At 50.2% G+C, this 18,226-nt stretch carries 9 protein-coding genes; 3 read left to right on the top strand and 6 right to left on the bottom strand.

What is annotated here, in order from left to right; genetic code table 11:
• Positions 1 to 11: 11 nt before the first annotated feature.
• The 3 genes from ACO6VE_RS21955 to ACO6VE_RS21945 form a co-directional block, all read right to left on the bottom strand.
• Positions 12 to 2,510, bottom strand: a complete 2,499-nt coding sequence (locus ACO6VE_RS21955) for a DUF1601 domain-containing protein (RefSeq protein ID WP_422463444.1) — start codon at positions 2,508 to 2,510, stop codon at positions 12 to 14.
• 156 nt (positions 2,511 to 2,666) lie between these two features.
• Entirely contained in the window at positions 2,667 to 5,372 is a 2,706-nt protein-coding gene (locus ACO6VE_RS21950; RefSeq protein ID WP_422463442.1) for a DUF1601 domain-containing protein, read from the bottom strand.
• Positions 5,373 to 5,495: 123 nt separating this feature from the next.
• Positions 5,496 to 8,405, bottom strand: a complete 2,910-nt coding sequence (locus tag ACO6VE_RS21945) for a DUF1601 domain-containing protein (protein WP_422463440.1) — start codon at positions 8,403 to 8,405, stop codon at positions 5,496 to 5,498.
• Between ACO6VE_RS21945 and ACO6VE_RS21940 the strand changes: the two genes are divergently transcribed.
• On the top strand, positions 8,400 to 8,618 hold the full coding sequence (locus ACO6VE_RS21940) for a hypothetical protein (protein WP_422450717.1): 219 nt from the start codon (positions 8,400 to 8,402) through the stop codon (positions 8,616 to 8,618). The two genes, ACO6VE_RS21945 and ACO6VE_RS21940, sit on opposite strands and share 6 nt — an antisense overlap.
• Position 8,619: 1 nt before the next feature.
• Here ACO6VE_RS21940 and ACO6VE_RS21935 read toward each other — a convergent pair whose 3' ends face one another.
• Positions 8,620 to 12,042 carry a DUF1601 domain-containing protein gene (locus ACO6VE_RS21935; RefSeq protein WP_422463439.1) on the bottom strand — a complete coding sequence of 1,141 codons (3,423 nt, stop codon included), beginning with the start codon at positions 12,040 to 12,042 and terminating at the stop codon, positions 8,620 to 8,622.
• On the opposite strand from ACO6VE_RS21935, the gene ACO6VE_RS21930 reads away from it, so the two are divergent.
• The gene (locus tag ACO6VE_RS21930; protein ID WP_422450719.1) at positions 12,037 to 12,255 is read left to right on the top strand and encodes a hypothetical protein; all 219 of its coding nucleotides are present in this window, start codon (positions 12,037 to 12,039) and stop codon (positions 12,253 to 12,255) included. The genes ACO6VE_RS21935 and ACO6VE_RS21930 overlap by 6 nt on opposite strands.
• Before the next feature lies 1 nt (position 12,256).
• Here the strand turns inward: ACO6VE_RS21930 and ACO6VE_RS21925 are convergent, their stop codons facing one another.
• Positions 12,257 to 15,022 (bottom strand): DUF1601 domain-containing protein, encoded by a 2,766-nt coding sequence (locus tag ACO6VE_RS21925; RefSeq protein WP_422463437.1) that lies wholly within the window; start codon positions 15,020 to 15,022, stop codon positions 12,257 to 12,259.
• On the opposite strand from ACO6VE_RS21925, the gene ACO6VE_RS21920 reads away from it, so the two are divergent.
• Positions 15,017 to 15,235 (top strand): hypothetical protein, encoded by a 219-nt coding sequence (locus tag ACO6VE_RS21920; RefSeq protein ID WP_422450721.1) that lies wholly within the window; start codon positions 15,017 to 15,019, stop codon positions 15,233 to 15,235. The genes ACO6VE_RS21925 and ACO6VE_RS21920 overlap by 6 nt on opposite strands.
• Before the next feature lies 1 nt (position 15,236).
• Here ACO6VE_RS21920 and ACO6VE_RS21915 read toward each other — a convergent pair.
• A partial coding sequence (locus tag ACO6VE_RS21915; protein WP_422463436.1) for a DUF1601 domain-containing protein occupies positions 15,237 to 18,226 on the bottom strand: 2,990 nt, incomplete at its 5' end.

Genomic DNA, 18,226 nt, shown 5'->3' with positions numbered 1-18,226 from the left:
TATCCTCTATTCTAGACTGCGTAGCTGAAATTGTCCCGCAAGCTTCCAACCCTTGGTAGCAAAGGGATTTTAGTTATTGCGGGAATTACTGTAAACAGGTCATATATGTGTTTTTTAAGCCAGTCATTTTTATTGGCATTGGAGACCAGAGACAACCTGGCATAGCATACCATTACACCCCAGAGGGAGATAAATATGTCTTGCTGAGAGAGCTGAGGGTTTTCACTGATTTTGTGGACCAGCGATTTGAAGATAGAGGTAACCACGTTCAGTTCAACGAGCTCACCCAGTTTCGCCATGGCCCAAAGCAGAATAGCGATTTCCCGGGGTTTAAAGTTAGTTTTCTGCGCATTCACGTGGGGCAACAGCGTGGTGACGGCTTCTTTAATCTCTGGTATCTGCACGTTGTCCACCAGTTTCGCCGTGGCCCACAGCAGGTTGGCAATTTCCTGTGGTTTAAAGTTAGCTTTCTGTGCGTTCACTTGGGGCAACAGCGCGGTGGCGGCCTTTTTGAGCTCTGGTGTCGGCTCTTGCACGTCGTCCACTAATTTCACCATGGCCCACAGCAGGTTGGCGATCCCCTGGGCATCAAATTGGTCTTTCTGTGCGTTCACGAGGGGCAACAGGGCAACCACGGCCTCGTTGAGCGCTGGTGTCTGCTGTTGCCCGTTGTCCACCAGTTTCGCCACGGCCCACAGCAGGTTGGCAATATTCTGGGCATTAAATTGGTCTTTCAGTGCGCTCACTTGGGGCAACAGCGCGGCCACGGCTTCCATGAGACCTGTTGCCTGCTCCTGCCCGTTGTCCACCAGTTTTGCCATAGCCCAGAGCAGGATAGCGATTTCCTGTGGTTTAAAGTTAGCTTTCTGCGCATTCACCTGGGGCAATAGCACGGCCACGGTCGCGTTGAATTCTGGTGTCCCTTCTTGACCGTTGTCCGACAGTTTCGCCATTGCCCACAGCAGGTTGGCGATATGCTGGGCATTAAATTGGTTTTTCTGTGCATTCACTTTCGGCAACAGTGCGGCAACGGCCTCTTTGAGCCCTGGTGTTCGCTCCTGCCCGTTGTCCACCAGCTTCGCCATGGCCCACAGCAGATTGACGATCCCCTGGGCATTAAATTGTTCTTTCTGTGCGTTCACGAGGGGCAACAGGGCGACCACGGTCTCTTCGAGTTCTGGAGTCCACTCCTGCCCGTTGTTCACCAGTTTAGCCATGGCCCACAGCAGGTTGGCGATTTCCTGTGGTTTAAAGCAAGCTTTTTGTGTGTTTACGTAGGGCAACAGCGCAGCTACAGCCTCTTTGAGTTCTGGTGTCTGCTCCTGACCGTTGTCCACCAGTTTCGCCATGGCCCACAGCAGGTTGGCGATAGCCTGAGGAATAAATTGGTCTTTCTGTGCGTTCACGTGGGGCAACAGGGCGGCCACGGCCTCGTTAAGCCCTGGCGTCCGCTTCTGGCCGTTGTCCATCAGTTTCGCCATGGCCCACAGCAGGTTGGCAATACCCTGCGGTTTAAAGGTAGCTTTTTGTACGTTCACGTGGGGCAGCAGCACGGCTACGGCCTCGTTGAGCTCTGGTGTCCGCTTTTGTCCGTTGTCCGACAGTTTCGCCATGGCCCACAGCAGGTTGGCAATATTCTGGGCATTAAATTGGTCTTTCTGTGCGTTCACATGGGGCAACAGTGTGGCCACAGCTTCTTTGAGCTCTGGTGTCCACTCCCCGTTGTCCACCAGTTTTGCCATGGCCCACAGCAGGTTGGCGATACCCAGAGGAATAAATTGGTCTTGCTGTGCATTCACGTGGGGCAACAGTACGGCCACGGCCTCTTTGAACTCTGGTGTCTGCTTCTGCCCGTTGTCCACCAGTTTCGCCATGGCCCACAGCAGGTTGGAGATTCTCAGGGCATCAATATCCCTGGCTTGAGGTTTTTGGTTGCACTTGAATATTATTGCATCAAGTAGCGTGGACAATAAGGCAGCTTGAGTGAGCTTAACACGCTGATCCACGGGTTTATGAGGGGTAAAAACACCCGCTGAAGTCAATGAATGAAGTGTTGTCGTCAGGCTTCGCCAGTTCCAGCTCCGCGTTGCTGTAAAATTTTGCAGCAAACGTATCAGCTGGCTTTGTTCCGCTCGATTTAACGGTCTTTTAGCAGCTGACGTGTATTTTTTAATTGAACTGGCATATTGTCCGTGATTTCTCCCATCATAGCGATGACCGAAATGATCCGATCTACTCACCAGATCAGCCATTATTTCCTGTTTGATGAGGGCATTAAAATCCTGAGCAGGGTTTACTGAACGGCCCTGTAGATGTTGAGAAGAGTTTGCTCCAGAAGAATGGTAAAATTGATTGCGACCCGGTGCAGTGCGGGGGGGATTATCCCATTGTCTGACTGTGGCATGTCTATATCGTCCACGCCCTGAAGAAGGGGCATGGCCTTTCGGTTGGTTGTAATCATGACCTGATCTTGTGTATTTACCACTGATACCAGCAGATCTTCTATCCATAATTATATTTCATTAATTCATGAGAATATAAAAAGCAGACTGCTGTTCTGTTCAGAAGTTCATTTTTCTGAAATGTCTATAAAACCAGGTGTTTGGGGATACACATCGACCCCTGGTGTCACCCATCCGTTATTTGCAAATCATCCGGGGCGAGATTCATGAACAAAATGTGTTCAACGCTGGCACGCCATCCCTTGAATGTGACAACGGTTTTTGAGTCATGATGGAAGGGGGGAGATTACTGGTTTTTTTTCTCTTCTTTTTTTTGCTTTTTGGTTTGCGTGGTTGCTGTTCTGCAGGTTCTTCGGCAGTGAAGTAGCCTTGTTCTTCCCACCCTTCATCGGCAGTAAAGTATTCCTCATCTGTCTCCCCGCTGGTAAATGATTCAGAGTCATGCCCCTGTGGCGGGATGTTTATCCTGGTCTTTATTTGATCAATACACAGTTTTATTAAGTCCCGGTTCCAAATCTGTTTAAACGGGACTTCAATGACCTCATATCCTGCTTTTTGCAACAGTGCGATTTTAAGCAGGGTTGATCCATTCCTGGTGCTGAAATCACCATTTACGTAATGAAACGGTCCCTGGACTTCAATCACAATGTTGTGATCTGGCAGTAGCAGGTCGACTGGAGGTAATGAGTTCAGACTCTTTTCTTCTTCAATCTGCAAAGAGGGAATGCATGATTGGAGTTGATTGCGGAAGTCAGATTGACGTTTTGACATGATTATCGGGTAACAGGGAGTGACCGGATAGGCTCTGCCAAGCCAACTGGCGGCCATTACAATGATGGATTGATCCTCTTCATTGTCTGGGCAGGTATTTTCCAGCCGGGTAAACAGGTCCTCCATGTGCTTTTCAAGCACGTTATTTTTATTGGCATTGGAGGCCAGAGACAACCTGGCACAGCATACCATTACTCCCCAGAGAGACATCAATATCGTTTGTTGACAGAGCTGAGGATTGTCACTGATTCGGTAGACAAGCGATTCGAACGTAGAGGTAACCTCGTTCAGCTCAACAAGCTCACCCAGTTTCGCTATGCACCACAGCAGGTTGGCGATATGTTGAGGAATAAATTGGTCTTTCTGTGCGTTTACGCGGGGCAAAAGTGCAGCCACAGCCTCGTTGAGTTCCGGAACCCGCTCCCGGCCGCTGTCCATCAGTTTCGCCATGGCCCACAGGAGCTTGGTTATCCCCTGGGCATTAAATTGGTCTTTATGTGCGTTCATGTGGGGCAAAAGTGCGGCCAGGGCCTTTTTGAGCCCTGGTGTCTGCTCCTGGCCGTTGTCCACCAGTTTTGCCATGGCCCACAGGAGGTTGGCGATTTCCTGTGGTTTAAAGTTAGCTTGATATGCGTTCACGTGAGTCAACAGCGTGGCCCCAGCTGCTTTGAGATCTGGTGTCCACTCCCCGTTGTCCACCAGTTTCGCCACGGCCCACAGAAGGTTGGCGATATGCTGAGGAATAAATTGGTCTTTCTGTGCGTTCACGCGGGGCAACAGCGCGGCGACGGCCTCATTGAGCTCGGTTGTCCGCTCCAGCCCGTTGTCCACCAGTTTCGCCATGGCCCACAGCAGGTTGGCGATCTGCTGAGGAGTAAATTGGTCTATATGTGTGCTCATGTGGGTCAACAGCGTGGCCACAGCATCGTTGAACTCTGGTGTCCGCTCCAGCCCGTTGTCCACCAGTTTCGCCATGGCCCACAGCAGGTTGGCGATACCCTGGGCCTTAAATTGGTCTTTCTGTGCATTCACATAGGGCAACAGCCCGGTTATGGCCTCGTTGAGATCTGGTGTCTGCTTAAAGCCGTTGTCCACCAGTTTTGCCATGGCCCACAGCAGGTTGGCTATTTCCTGTGGGTTAAAGTTAGCTGTCTGGACACTCACGTGGGGTAACAGGGCAACCACAGCTTCTTTGAGCCCACGTGTCTGCTCCTGCCCGTTCTCCACCAGTTTCGCCATGGCCCAGAACAGGTTGGTGATGCCCTGGGCACTAAATTGGTCTTTCTGTGCTTTCACGAGGGGCAACAGCACGGCCACAGACTCGTTAAACTCAGGTGTTCGCTCCAGCCCGTTGTCCACCAGTTTCGCCATGGCCCACAGCAGGTTGGTGATACCCTGGGCCTTAAATTGGTCTTTTTTTGCGTGGACGCAGGGCAATAGCACGGCCACGGCCTCGATCAGTTCTGGTGCACACTGCTGGCCGCTGTCCACCAGTTTCGCCATGGCCCACAGCAGATTGGCGATTCCCCGGGCATCAATATCCCTGGCTTCAGGTTTTTGGTTGCAGTTAAATATTATTGCATCAAGTAGCGTTGACAATAAGGCAGCTTGTGTTCGCTTAACACGCTCATCCATGGGTTTATGAGGGGTAAAAACACCTGCTGAAGTCAATGAATGAAGTGTTGTCGTCAGACTTCGCCAATTCCAGCTCCGTGTTGCGGTAAAATTTTGCAGTAAACGTATCAGCTGGACTTGTTCAGCTCGATTTAGAGGTCTTTTAGAAGCTGACGTATATTTTTTAATTGAACTGGCATATTGTCCGTGATGTCTCCCATCATAGTGATAACCCAGGTGATCCGATTTTCTCACCAGACTTTCCATTAACTCCTGATTGATAAGGGCATTAAAATCCTGGGCAGGGTTTACTGAACGGCGCTGTAGATCTTGAGAAGAGCTTGCGCCCGAAGAATGGTGGAATTTGTTGACCTCCGGAGTATTGCGGAGGGAATTATCCCACTTTCTGACTGTGCCATGTCTGTATCGCCCACTCATTGAAGAAGCGACACGGTCATCCTGTTGGTTGTAATCATTACCTGATTTTGCGTATTTACCACTGATATCAGCAGAGCTTCTATCCATAATGATATTTCATTAATTCATGAAAATATAAAGGGCAGACTGTTATTCTGTTCAGAAGTTCATTTTACTGAAATGTCGATAAAACTGACACTCATTCCCTTGAATGTGAAAACGGTTCTTCAGTCATGATGGAAGGGGGGAGATTACTGGCTTTTTTTTTCTCTTCCTTGTTCTACTTTTTGGTTTGCCTGGTTGCTCTTCTCTATGTTCTTCGGCGGTTAAGTAACCGTGATCTTGCCATCCTGCATCGGCAGCAAAGTATGCCACATCTCTCCCTGGGCGTGTAAATGATTCAGAGCCATGCCCCTGTGGCGGGGTGTTCACCCTGGTCTTTATTTGATGAATACATCGTTTGATTAAATCCCGGTTCCAAAGCTGGTTAACCGGGATTTCAATAACCTCAAATCCTGCTTTTTGCAGCAGTGCAATTTTAAGCAGAGTCGAACCATTCCGGGTTTTGAAATCACTACTCACGTAATGAAACGGTCCCTGAATTTCAATCACAATGTTGAGATCTGGCAGTAACAGGTCAACCGGAGGTAATGAGTTCAGACTCTTTTCTTCTTCAATCTTCAAAGAGGGAAAGCATGATTGGAGTTGATCGCGAAAGTCAGATTGAAGTTTTGACCTGATAGTCTGGTAATGAGGGACGACCGGACACGGTCTGCCAAGCCAACTTGCGGCCATGGCAATGATGCGTTGATCTTCTTCATTGTCCGGGCATGCATTCTCCAGGCGAGTAAAGAGATCATCCATGTGCGTTTCAAGTACGTTATTTTTATTGGCATTGGAGACCAGAGACAACCTGGCGCAGCATACCATTACTCCCCAGAGCGTCATCAAGATATCTTGCCTGGAGAGTAGAGGGTTTTCATGGGTTCTGTACACAAGAGATTCGAACATAGATGTAACCGCATTCAACTCAACGATCTCACCCAGTTTCGCTATGGCCCACAGCAGGCAGGCAATATCCACTGATTTAAAGTTGGCATTCTGTACGTTTTCGTTGGATAACAGCGAGTTGACAGCTTCTTTGAGCCCTGGTGTTTGCTCTTGCCCGTTGTCCACCAGTTTTGCAATGGCCCAAAACAGGTTGGCAATTTCCTGGGCATTAAATTTGTTTTTCTGTGTGTTCACGTTGGGCAACAGCGCGGCCACGGCATCTTTCAGTTCTGCTGTCCGCACCAGCCCCTTGTTGACCAGTTTCACCATGGCCCACAGCAGATTGGCGATTTCCTGTGGCTTAAAGTTAGCTTTCTGTTCGTTCATGAGGGGCAACATGCCAACCACGGCCTTGTGGAGCCCTGGTAACGGCTCTGGCCCGTTGTCCACCAGTTTCGCCATGGCCCAGAACAGGTTGGCAATAGCCTGGGCATGAAATTGGTCTTTATATGCATTCACGTAAGGTAACAGTGCGGTGACAGCTTGTTTGAGAGCTGGTGTCGGATCCAGCCCGTTGTCCACCAGTTTCGCCGTGCCCCACAGCAGGTTGACGATACCTTTTGGCTTAAAGTTGGCTTTCTGTGCGTTTACGCAATGCAACAGCGCGGCTACGGCCGCTTTGAACTCCGGTGTCTGCTCCTGCCCGTTGTCCACAAGTTTCGCCATGGCCCACAGCATGTTGGCAATATCCCGTGGTTTGTAAGCTTTCTGTGGGTTCACACTGGGCAACAGCACGACTACCGCCTTGTTCAGCTCTGGTGTCCGTTTCTGCCCACTGTCTACCAGTTTCGCCAAGGCCCACAGCAGGTTGGCGATTTCCTGTGGTTTAAAGTTAGCTTTCTGGACGTTCACGTGGGGCAACAGCGCGGCCACGGCTTCGTTGAGTTCTGGTGTTTGCTGCTGGCCATGCTCCATCAGTTTCGCCATGGCCCACAGCAGGTTGGCGATTTCCTGTGGTTTAAAGTTAGCTTTCTGTGCGTTCACGAAAGGTAACAGCGCGGCTAAGGCCTTGTTGAACTCTGGTGTTTGCTCCTGGCCGTTGTCCATCAGTTTCGCCATGGCCCACAGCAGGTTGGCGATTTCCTGGGAGTTAAAGTTAGCTTTCTGTGCGTTCGTATGGGGCAATAGAGCGGCCACGGCCTCGTTGAGTTCTGGTGTCTGCTCCTGTCCATTGTCCACCAGTTTTGCCATGGCCCACAGCAAGTTGGCGATACCCTGGGTCTTAAATCGGTCTTTCAGTGCATTCACGCGGGGCAACAAGGCGGCCATGGCCCCATTGAGTGCTGGTGTCTGCTCCTGCCCGTAGTTCACCAGTTTCGCCATGGCCCACAGCAGGTTGGCGATATGCTGAGGAATAAACTGGTCTTTATTGGTGTTCACATGGGGCAATAGCGCGGCCATGGCCTCTTTGAACTCTGGTGTCTGCTCCTGCCCGGTTTCCACCAGTTTCGCCATGGCCCACAGCAGATTGGCGATGCCCTGGGCATCAATATCCCTGGCTTCAGGTTTTTGGTTGCACTTGAATATTAATGCATCAAGTAGCGTTGACAATAAGGCCGCTTGAGTAAGCTGAACCAGCTGATCCATGGGTTTATGAAGGGTAAAAACACCCGCTGAGGTAAATGAATGAAGTGTTGTTGTCAGACTTAGCCAATTCCAGCTCCGCGTTGCTGTAAAATTTTGCATCACACGTATCAGCTGGCTTTGTTCCGCTCGATTTAACGGTCTTTTAGCAGCTGACGTGTATTTTTTAATGGAACTGGCATATTGGCCGTGATGCCTCCCATCATAGCGATGACCGAGCCGATCAGATTTACTCACCAGGCCATCCATTATTTCCTGTTTGATGAGGGGATTAAAATCTTGAGCAGGGTTTACCGAACGGCACTGTATATGTTGTGAGGAGCGTACGGCAGCAGATCGGTAAAATTTATCACGCCCCGGGTTAGTGCGGGGGGGATTATCCCATTGTTTGACTGTGGCATGTCTGTATCGCCCACGCCTTGAATCAGCGGCATGGTCGTCCGGTTGGTGGTAATTATTACCGGATCCTGCGTATTGACCACCGATACCAGCAGAGCTTCTATGCATAGTTATTTTTCATTAATTCATGAAAATATAAAAAACAGACTGCTGTTCTGTTCAGAAGTTCATTTTGCTGAAATGTCGATAACACCACACGGTTGGGGATACTCATCTACCCCTGATGCCACCAATCCATTATTTTCAAATCATCCGGGGCGAGATGCATGGGCAACAGGTGTTCAACGCTGGCACTCCCTTGAATGTGCATACGGTTCTTGAATCATGATGGAAGGGAGGAGATTACTGGCTTTTTTCTTGTCCTTTTTCTCCTTTTTGATGTACCTGTTTGCTTTTCTGAATGTTCTTTGACGGTTAAGTAACCGTGATCTTGTCGTCTTTTATCGGTAGTAACGTATGCCTCATCTCTGTTAAGTGATACAGAATGACCCTGTGGCGGGATGCCTGCCCTGGCCTTTATTTGATCAATATATAATTTCATTGAATCCTGATTCCAAAGCATGTTGGCCGGGATTTCAATGACTTCAAATCCTGATTTTTTCAGCAGTGCGATTTTCAGCAGAGTCGAACCATTCCTGGTTTTGAAATCAGCACTTGTGTAATGAGATGGTCCCTGAATTTCAATAACAATGTTGTGATCTGGCAGTAGCAGGTCAACCGGAGGCAAGGAGTTCAGACTCTTTTCTTCTTCAATCTTTAAAGAGGGAATGCATGATTTGAGTTGATCAAGGAAATTGGATTGAGGTATTGAAATGGTTGTCTGGTAATGGGGGATGATCGGACACGTTCTGCCAAGCCAACTTGCGGCCAGGGCAATGATGGATTGATCATCTTCATTGTCGGGAGGTATATTTCCCAGGCGAGTAAACAGGTCATCCATGTGTTTTTCAAGCACATTATTTTTATTGGCAGTGGCGAGCAGAGACAACCTGGCACAGTATACCATGACTCCCCAGAGAGACATCAATATGGCTTTTTGAGAGAGCAGGGGGGGTTCACGAATTCGGTAGACAAGCGATTCGAACGTGGAGGTAAACACGTTCAGTTCAACGAGTTCACCCAGTTTTGCCATGGCCCACAGCAGGTTGGCGATACCCTGAGGATTAAATTGGTCCTTCAGTGCGTTCACGTGAGGCAACAGCGCAGCCACGGGCTGGTTGAACTCTGGTGTCTGGTCCTGTTTGCTGTCCACCAGTTTTGCCATGGCCCAGAGCAGGTTGGTGATACCCTGAGCATTAAATTGGCCTTTCTGCGCGGTCACATGAGGCAACAGCACGGCCACAGCCTCGTTAAACTCTGGTGTTCGCTCCAGCCCGTTGTCCACCAGTTTCGCCATGGCCCACAGCAGGTTGGTGATATGCTGGGGAATAAATTGGTCTTTCTGTGCGTTTACCAGGGGCAACAGCACGGCCACAGCCTCGTTAAACTCAGGTGTTCGCTCCAGCCCGTTGTCCACCAGTTTCGCCATGGCCCACAGCAGATTGGCGATATGCTGAGGAATAAATTGTTTTTTCTGTGGGTTCACGAGAATCAACAGTGCAGCCACGGCCTCGTTGAGCTGTGGTGTCCGGTCCTGTCCGTTGTCCACCAGTTTTGCCAAGGCCCACAGCAGATTGGCGATATCCCGCGCATTAAATTGGCTTTTCTGTGCGTTCACATGAGGCAACAGCGCGGCCACGGTCTTTTCGAGTCCTGTTGCTCTCTCCTGTTTGTTGTCCACCAGTTTCGCCATGGCCCCCAGCAGGTTGGTGATTTCTTTTGGTTTAAATTCAGATTCCTGTGCAATCACGAGGGGCAATAGCGCGGCCAGAGCCCCGTTGAACTCTGGTGTCCTGTCCTGCCCATTGTCCACCAGTTTTGCCATGGCCCACAGCAGGTTGGCGATACCCTGTGGTTTAAAATCAGCTTTCTGTGCCTTCACGTTGGACGAGAGCGCGGCCACGGCCTCTTTGAATTCTGCTGTCTGCTCCAGCCCGTTGTCCACCAGTTTTGCCATGGCCCACATCAGGTTGGTGATATGCTGAGCAATAAACTGGTCTTTCTGTGCGTTTATCCGGGGCAACAGCGCGGCCACAGCCTCGTTGAACTCTGGTGTCCGTTGCCTGTTGTCCATCAGTTTTGCTATGGCCCACAGCAGGGTGGCGATTTGCTGATGAATAAATTGTTCTTTCTGTTCGTTCACGCGGGGCAGCAACGCGGTCAGGACTCCGTCGAGCCTTGTTGTCTGCTCCAGCCCGTTGTCCACCAGTTTTGCCATGGTCCACAGCAGGTTGGCGATATCCTGTGGTTTAAAGTTAGCTTTCTGTGCGTTCACGTGGGGCAATAACACGGCTACGGTCTTACTGAGATCTGTTGTCTGCTCCAGCCCGTTGTCCATCAGTTTCGTCATGGCCCATAGCAGGTTGGCGATTTCCTGCGGGTTAAGTTTGGCTTTCTGAACGTTCACCTGGGGCAACAATGTAACCAGAGCCTCTTTGAACTCTGGTGTTTGTTCCTGCCCGTTGTCCAACAGTTTTGCCATGGCCCAGAGCAGGTTGGTGATATCCTGGGCATTAAATTGGCCTTTCTGCGCGTTCACATGGGGCAACAGCACGGCCACGGTTTCTTTGAGCTGTGGTGTTCGCTCCTGCCTGTTGTCCATCAGTTTCGCCATGGTCCACAGCAGGTTGGCAATTTCCCTTGGTTTAAAGTCAGTTTTCTGTGCGTTTACCTGGGGCAACAACGCGGCCACGGCCTTGTTGAGCTCTGGTGTTCGCTCCTGCCCGTATTCAACCAGTTTTGTTATGGCCCACAGCAGGTTGGTGACTCCCTGTGGTTTAAAGTTAGCTTTCTGTATGTTCACATGTGGCAACAGCAAGGCCACGGCCTCGTTGAGCCCCGGTGTCCGCTCCTGCCAGTTGACCACCAGTTTCGCCATGGCCCACAGCAGGTTGGCGATACCCTGGGCTTTAAATTGATTTCTCTGTGCGTTCACGTGGGGCAACAGGGCGGCCACGGCCTCTTTGAGCTCTGGTGTCTGCTCCAGCCCGTTTTCCACCAGTTTCGCCATGGCCCACAGCAGGTTGGCGATTCCCTGGGCATCAATATCCCATGATGCAGCTTTTCGGTTGCACTTGAATATTATTGCATCAAGCAGTGTTGACAATAAGGCAACCTGAGTATGCCTGACACGCTCATCCACGGGTTTATGAGGGGTAAAAACACCCGCTGAAGTAAATGAGTGAAGTGTTGTTGTCAGGCTTCGCCAACTCCAACGCCGTGTGGCTGTATAATTTTGTAAAAAAACCATCAGCTGGCTTTGTTCCGCTCGGGTTAAGGGGCTTTGAGAAGCTAACGTGTATCTCTTGATTGAATTGGCATATTGACTGTGATTTTTCCCATCATAACGATAACCGAAATGATCAGATTTACTCATCAGTTCATCCATTACTTCCTGTTTGACGAGGGCATTGAAATCTTGAGCAGGGTTTACTGAACGGCACGGCAGGTTTTGGGCAAAATATGGGGCAGAAGAGTGGTAAAATTCATTACGCTCCGGAGTAGTGCGGGGGATATTATCCCGCTTTCTGACGGTGGCATGTTTAAATTGTCCACGCTTTGAATAAGCGGCATGGTCATCCGGTTGGTTGTAATCATTACCTGATCCTGCGTATTGACCACTGATACCAGCAGAGCTTCTATGCATAGTTATATTTCATTAATTCATGAAAATATAAAAGACAGACTGCTGTTCTGTTCAGAAGTTCATTTTGCTGAAATATCGATAAAACCGCACGGTTGGGGATACTCATCTACTCCTGATGCCACCAATTCGTTATTTCCAAATCATCCGGGGCGAGCTGCATGGGCAACAGGTGTTCAACGCTGGCACTCCCTTGAATGTGAAAACGGTTCTTGAGTCATGATGGAAGGGAGGAGATTACTGGTTTTTTTCTCGTCCTTTTTCTCCTTTTTGGTTTACCTGTTTGCTCTTCTGAAGGTTCTTTGGCGGTTAAGTAACCGTGATCTTGCTGTCTTTTATCGGTAGTAACGTAGGCCTCATCTCTGTTAAGTGGTACAGAATGACCCTGTGGCGGGATGCCTGCCCTGGTCTTTATCTGGTCAATATAGAATTTCATTGAATCCTGATTCCGAAGCATGTTGGCCGGGATTTCAATGACTTCAAATCCTGATTTTTTCAGCAGTGCGATTTTCAGCAGCGTCGAACCCTTCCTGGTTTTGAAATCAGCACTTGTGTAATGAGATGGTCCCTGAATTTCAATCACCATGTTGTGATCGGGCAGTAGCAGGTCAACCGGAGGCAATGAGTTCAGACACTTTTCTTCTTCAATCTTTAAAGAGGGAATGCATGATTGGAGTTGATCACGGAAATTGGATTGAGGTTTTGAAATGCTTGTATGGTAATGGGGGATGATCGGACACGTTCTGCCAAGCCAACTTGCGGCCATGGCAATGATGGATTGATCATCTTCACTGTCGGGGGATGTATTTCCCAGGCGCGTAAACAGGTCATCCATGTGTTTTTCAAGCGCATTATTTTTATTGGCAGTGGCGAGCAGAGATAACCTGGCACAGCATACCATGACTCCCCAGAGAGACATCAATATGGCTTGCTGAGAGAGCCGGGGAGTTTCACGGATTCGGAAGACAAGCGATTCGCACGTGGCGGTACACTCGTTTAGCTCAATGAGTTCACCCAGTTTTGCCATGGCCCACAGCAGGTTGGCGATACCCTGAGGATTAAATTGGTCCTTCAGTGCGTTCACGTGGGGCAACAGCGCAGCCACAGCCTCATTGAACTCTGGTGTCTGGTCCTTTTTGCTGTCTACCAGTTTCGCCATGGCCCACAGCAGGTTGGCGATTTCCTGAGGGGTAAAATGAGCTTTTTGTGCGTTTACATGGGGCAACAGGGCGGCCACTACATCATTGAACTCTGGCGTCCGTTCTTGCCCGTTGTCCAGCAGTTTTGCCATGGCCCACAGCAGGTTGACGATTTCCTGTGGGTTAAAGTTAGCTTTCTGTGCGTTCATGTGTGGCAACAGCGCGGCCACGGCCTCGTTGAGTTCTTGTGTCTGCTCCTGCCCGTTGTCCACCAGTTTCGCGATGGCCCACAGCAGATTGGCAATATGTTGAGGAATAAATTGTTCTTTCTTTGCGTTCACGCGGGGCAGCAATGCGGTCACGACTCCGTTGAGCCTTGCTGTCAGCTCCAGCCCGTTGTCCACCAGTTTCGCCATGGCCCAAAGCAGGTTGGCGATACCCTGTGGTTTAAAGTTAGTTTTCTGTGCGTTCACGTGGGGCAATAGCGCTGCTACTGCCTCCCTGAGATCTGTTGTCTGCTCCAGCCCGTTGTCCACCAGTTTTGCCATGGCCCACAGCAGGTTGGCGATTTCCTGCGGGTTAAGTTTGGCTTTCTGTGCGTTCACCTGGGGCAACAATGTAACCAGAGCCTCTTTGAGCGCTGGTGTTCGCTCCAGCCCGTGTTCAACCAGTTTTGTTATGGCCCACAGCAGGTTGGCTATTCCCTGTGGTTTAAAGTTCGCTTTCTGCATGTTCACATGTGGCAACAGCGCAGCCACGGCCTCATTGAGCCCTGGAGTCCGCTCCTGCCCATTGACCGCCAGTTTCGCCATGGCCCACAGCAGGTTGGCGATCCCCTGAGCATTAAATTGATCTTTTTGTGCGTTCACATGGGGCAGCAGCGCGGCCATAGCCTCGTTGAGCTCTGGTGTTCGCTCCTGTCCGCTGTCTACCAGTTTCGCCATGGCCCACAGAAGGTTGACGATTCCCTGAGCTTTAAACTGGTCCTTCTGTGCGTTCACGTGGGGCAACAGCGCGGCCACGGTCTCTTTGAACTCTGGTGTCTGCTCCAGCCCGTGTTCAACCAGTTTCGCCATGGCCCACAGCAGGTTGGCAATGCCCTGAGGAATAAATTGGTCCACCTGTGCTTTCACGTGGGGCAACAGCGCGGCCACGGCCTCTTTGAGCCCTGGTGTCTGCTCCTGCCCGTTGTCTACCAGCTTCGCCATGGCCCACAGCTGGTTGGCGATTCCCCAGGCATCAATGTCCCGGGCTTGAGGTTTTTGGTTGCACTTGAATATTATTGCATCAAGTAGCGTTGACAATAAGGCAACCTGAGTGTGCCTGACACGCTCATCCACGGGTTTATGAGGGGTAAAAACACCCGCTGAAGTAAATGAGTAAAGTGTTGTTGTCAGGCTTCGCCAGCTCCAACGCCGTGTGGCGGTATAATTTTGCAAAAAAATCATCAGTTGGCTTTGTTCCGCTCGGGTTAAGGGGCTTTGCGAAGCTAACGTGTATCTCTTAATTGAATTGGCATATTGACTGTGATTTTTCCCATCATAACGATAACCGAAACGATCAGATTTACTCATCAGATCATCCATTATTTCCTGTTTGATGAGGGCATTGAAATCTTGAACAGGGTTTACTGAACGGCACGGCAGGTTTTGGGACAAGTATGGGGCAGAAGAGTGGTAAAATTCATTACGTCCCGGAGTAGTGCAGGGGATATTATCCCTCTTTCTGACGGTGGCATGTTTATATTGTCCACGCTTTGAATAAGCAGCATGGTCATCCGGTAGGTTGTAATCATTACCTGATCCTGCGTATTGACCACCGATACCAGCAGAGCTTTTATGCATAGTTATATTTCATTAATTAATGAAAATATAAAAAGCAGACTGCTGCTCTGTTCAGAAGTTCATTTTGCTGAAATGTCGATAAAACCACACGGTTGGGGATACTCATCTACTCCTGATGCCACCAATTCGTTATTTTCAAATCATCCGGGGCGAGCTGCATGGGCAACAGGTGTGCAACGCTGGCACTGCCTTGAATGTGAAAACGGTTCTTGAGTCATGATGGAAGGGAGGAGGTTACTGGTTTTTTTCTCGTCCTTTTTCTCCTTTTTGGTTTACCTGTTTGCTCTTCTGAAGGTTCTTTGGCGGTTAAGTAATCGTGATCTTGCGGTCTTTGATCGGTAGTAACGTATGCTTCATCTCTGTTAAGTGATACAGAACAATCCTGTGGCAGGATGCCTGTCCTGATTTTTATTTGATCAATATATGATTTCATTAAATCCTGATTCCAAAGTATGTTTGCCGGGATTTCAATGACTTCAAATCCTGATTTTTTCAGCAGTGCGATTTTCAGCAGAGTCGAACCCTTCCTGGTTTTGAAATCAGCACTTGCGTAATGAGATGGTCCCTGAATTTCAATAACCATGTTGTGATCTGGCAATAGCAGGTCTACCGGAGGCAATGAGTTCAGACATTTTTCTTCTTCAATCTTTAAAGAGGGAATGCATGATTGGAGTTGATCACGGAAATTGGATTGAGGTTTTGAAATAGTTGTCTGGTAATGGGGGATGATCGGACACGGTCTGCCAAGCCAATTTGCGGCCATGGCAATGATGGAGTGATCATCTTCATTGTCGGGGGATGTATTTCCCAGGCGAGTAAACAGGTCATCCATGTGTTTTTCAAGCAAATGGTTTTTGTTGGCAGTTGCGACCAGAGACAACCTGGCACAGCATACCATGACGCCCCAGAGAGACATCAATATGACTTGCTGAGAGAGCCGGGGGGGTTCACGGATTTGGTAGACAAGCGATTCGCACGTGGCGGTAAACTCGTTCAGCTCAATGAGTTCACCCAGTTTCGCCATGGCCCACAGCAGGTTGGCGATACCCTGAAGATTAAATTGATCCTTCTGCGCGTTCACGTAAGGCAACAGCGCAGCTACGGTCTCGTTGAACTCTGGTGTCTGGCCCTGCTTGCTATCCACCAGTTTTGCCATGGACCAGAGCAGGTTGGTGATTCCCTGAGCATTAAATTGGTCTTTCTGCGCGTTCACGCTGGGCAACAGCAAGGCCACGGCCTCTTTGAGCTGTGGTGCCTGTTCCTGCCCTTTGTCCACCAGTTTCGCCATGGCCCACACCAGGTTGGCGATTTCCTGTGGCTTAAAGTTAGCTTTCTGGGCGTTCATGTGTGGCAACAGCGCGGCCACGGCCTCGTTGAGTTCGGGTGTCTGCTCCTGCCCGTTGTCCACCAGTTTTGCGATGGCCCAGAGCAGGTTGGCGATCAGTTGAGGAGTATATTGTTTTTTCTGTGGGTTAACGTGAATCAGCATTGCAGCCACGGCCTCTTTGAGCTCTGGTGTCCGGTCCTGTCCGTTGTCCACCAGTTTTGCCATGGCCCACAGCAGGTTGGCGATACCCTGGGCATTAAATTGGCTTTTCTGTGCGTTCACATAAGGCAACAGCGCGGCCACGGTCTTCTCGAGTCCTGCTATTCGTCCCTGTTTGTTGTCCACCAGTTTCGCCATGGCCCACAACAGGTTGGTGATTTCATTTGGTTTAAATTCAGCTTTTTGTGCCATCACTTGAGGCAACAACACGGCCAGAGCCCCGTTGAGCTCTGGTGTCCTGTCCTGCCCGTTGTCCACCAGTTTCGCGATGGCCCACAGCAGGTTGGCGATACCCTGTGGTTTGAAATCAGCTTTCTGTGCTTTCACGTTGGGCAATAGAGCCGCCACGGCCTCTTCGAGTTCTGCTGTCTGCTCCAGCCCGTTGTCCACCAGTTTCGCCATGGCCCACATCATGTTGGTGATATGCTGAGCAAAAAACTGGTCTTTCTGTGCTTTTATCCGGGGCAACAGCGCGGCCACAGCCTCGTTGAGCTCTGGTGTCCGCTCATGCCTGTTGTCCACCAGTTTCGCGATGGCCCACAGCAGGTTGGCGATTTGCTGAGCAATAAATTGTTCTTTCTTTGCGTTCACGCTGGGCAGCAACGCGGTCACGACGCCGTTGAGCCTTGCTGTCAGCTCCAGCCCATTGTCCATCAGTTTCGCCATGGCCCACAGCAGGTTGGCGATACCCTGTGGTTTAAAGTTAGTTTTCTGTGCGTTCACTTGGGGCAATAGCGCTGCTACGGCCTCGCTGAGATCTGTTGTCTGCTCCAGCCCGTTGTCCATCAGTTTCGCCATGGCCCACAGCAGGTTGGCGATTTCCTGTGTGTTAAAGTTAGCTTTCTGTACGTTCACCCGGGGCAGTAATGCAACCAGGGCCTCTTTAAGCACTGGTGTTTGCTCTTGTCCGTTGTCCACCAGTTTTGCCATGGCCCAGAGCAGGTTGGCGATATCCTGGGCATTACATTGGCCTTTTTGTGTGTTCACACAGGGCAAGAGCGCAGCCACGGCCTCTTTGAGCCCTGGTGTCCACTTCTGCCCGTTGTCCACCAGTTTTGCCATGGTCCACAGCAGGCTGGCAATGTCCCTTGGTTTAAAGTCAGTTTTAAGTGCGTTTATCCGGGGCAACAACGCGGCCACGGCCTGGTCGAGCTCTGGTGTTCGCTCCTGCCCGTGTTCAACCAGTTTGGTTATGGCCCACAGCAGGTTGGCGATTTCCTGTGGTTTAAGGTGAGCTTTCTGTGCGTTCACTTGGGGCAACAGCGAAGCCACGGCCTCGTTGAGCCCTGGTGTCCGCTCCTGCCCGTTGACCGCCAGTTTCGCCATGGCCCACAGCAGGTTGGAGATCCCCTGAGCATTAAATTGATCTTTTTGTGCGTTCACATGGGGCAACAGCGCGGCCATAGCCTCGTTGAACACTGGTGTTCGCTCCTGCCCGCTGTCTACCAGTTTGGCCATGGCCCACAGCTGATTGGCGATTCCCCGGGCATCAATGTCCCGGGCTTGAGGTTTTTGGTTGCACTTGAATACTATTGCATCAAGCAGCGTTGACAATAACGCACCCTGCGTGTGCCTGACACGAACATCCACGGGTTTATGAGGGGTAAAAACACCCGCTGAAGTAAATGAATGAAGTGTTGTTGTCAGGCTTCGCCAAC

The organism is Endozoicomonas sp. ALB115 (assembly GCF_049310245.1).
In the GTDB taxonomy this organism is placed as follows: domain Bacteria; phylum Pseudomonadota; class Gammaproteobacteria; order Pseudomonadales; family Endozoicomonadaceae; genus Endozoicomonas.
The sequence above is the reverse complement of the archived record's forward strand: the minus strand, read 5'-3'. Positions and strand labels throughout refer to the sequence as shown.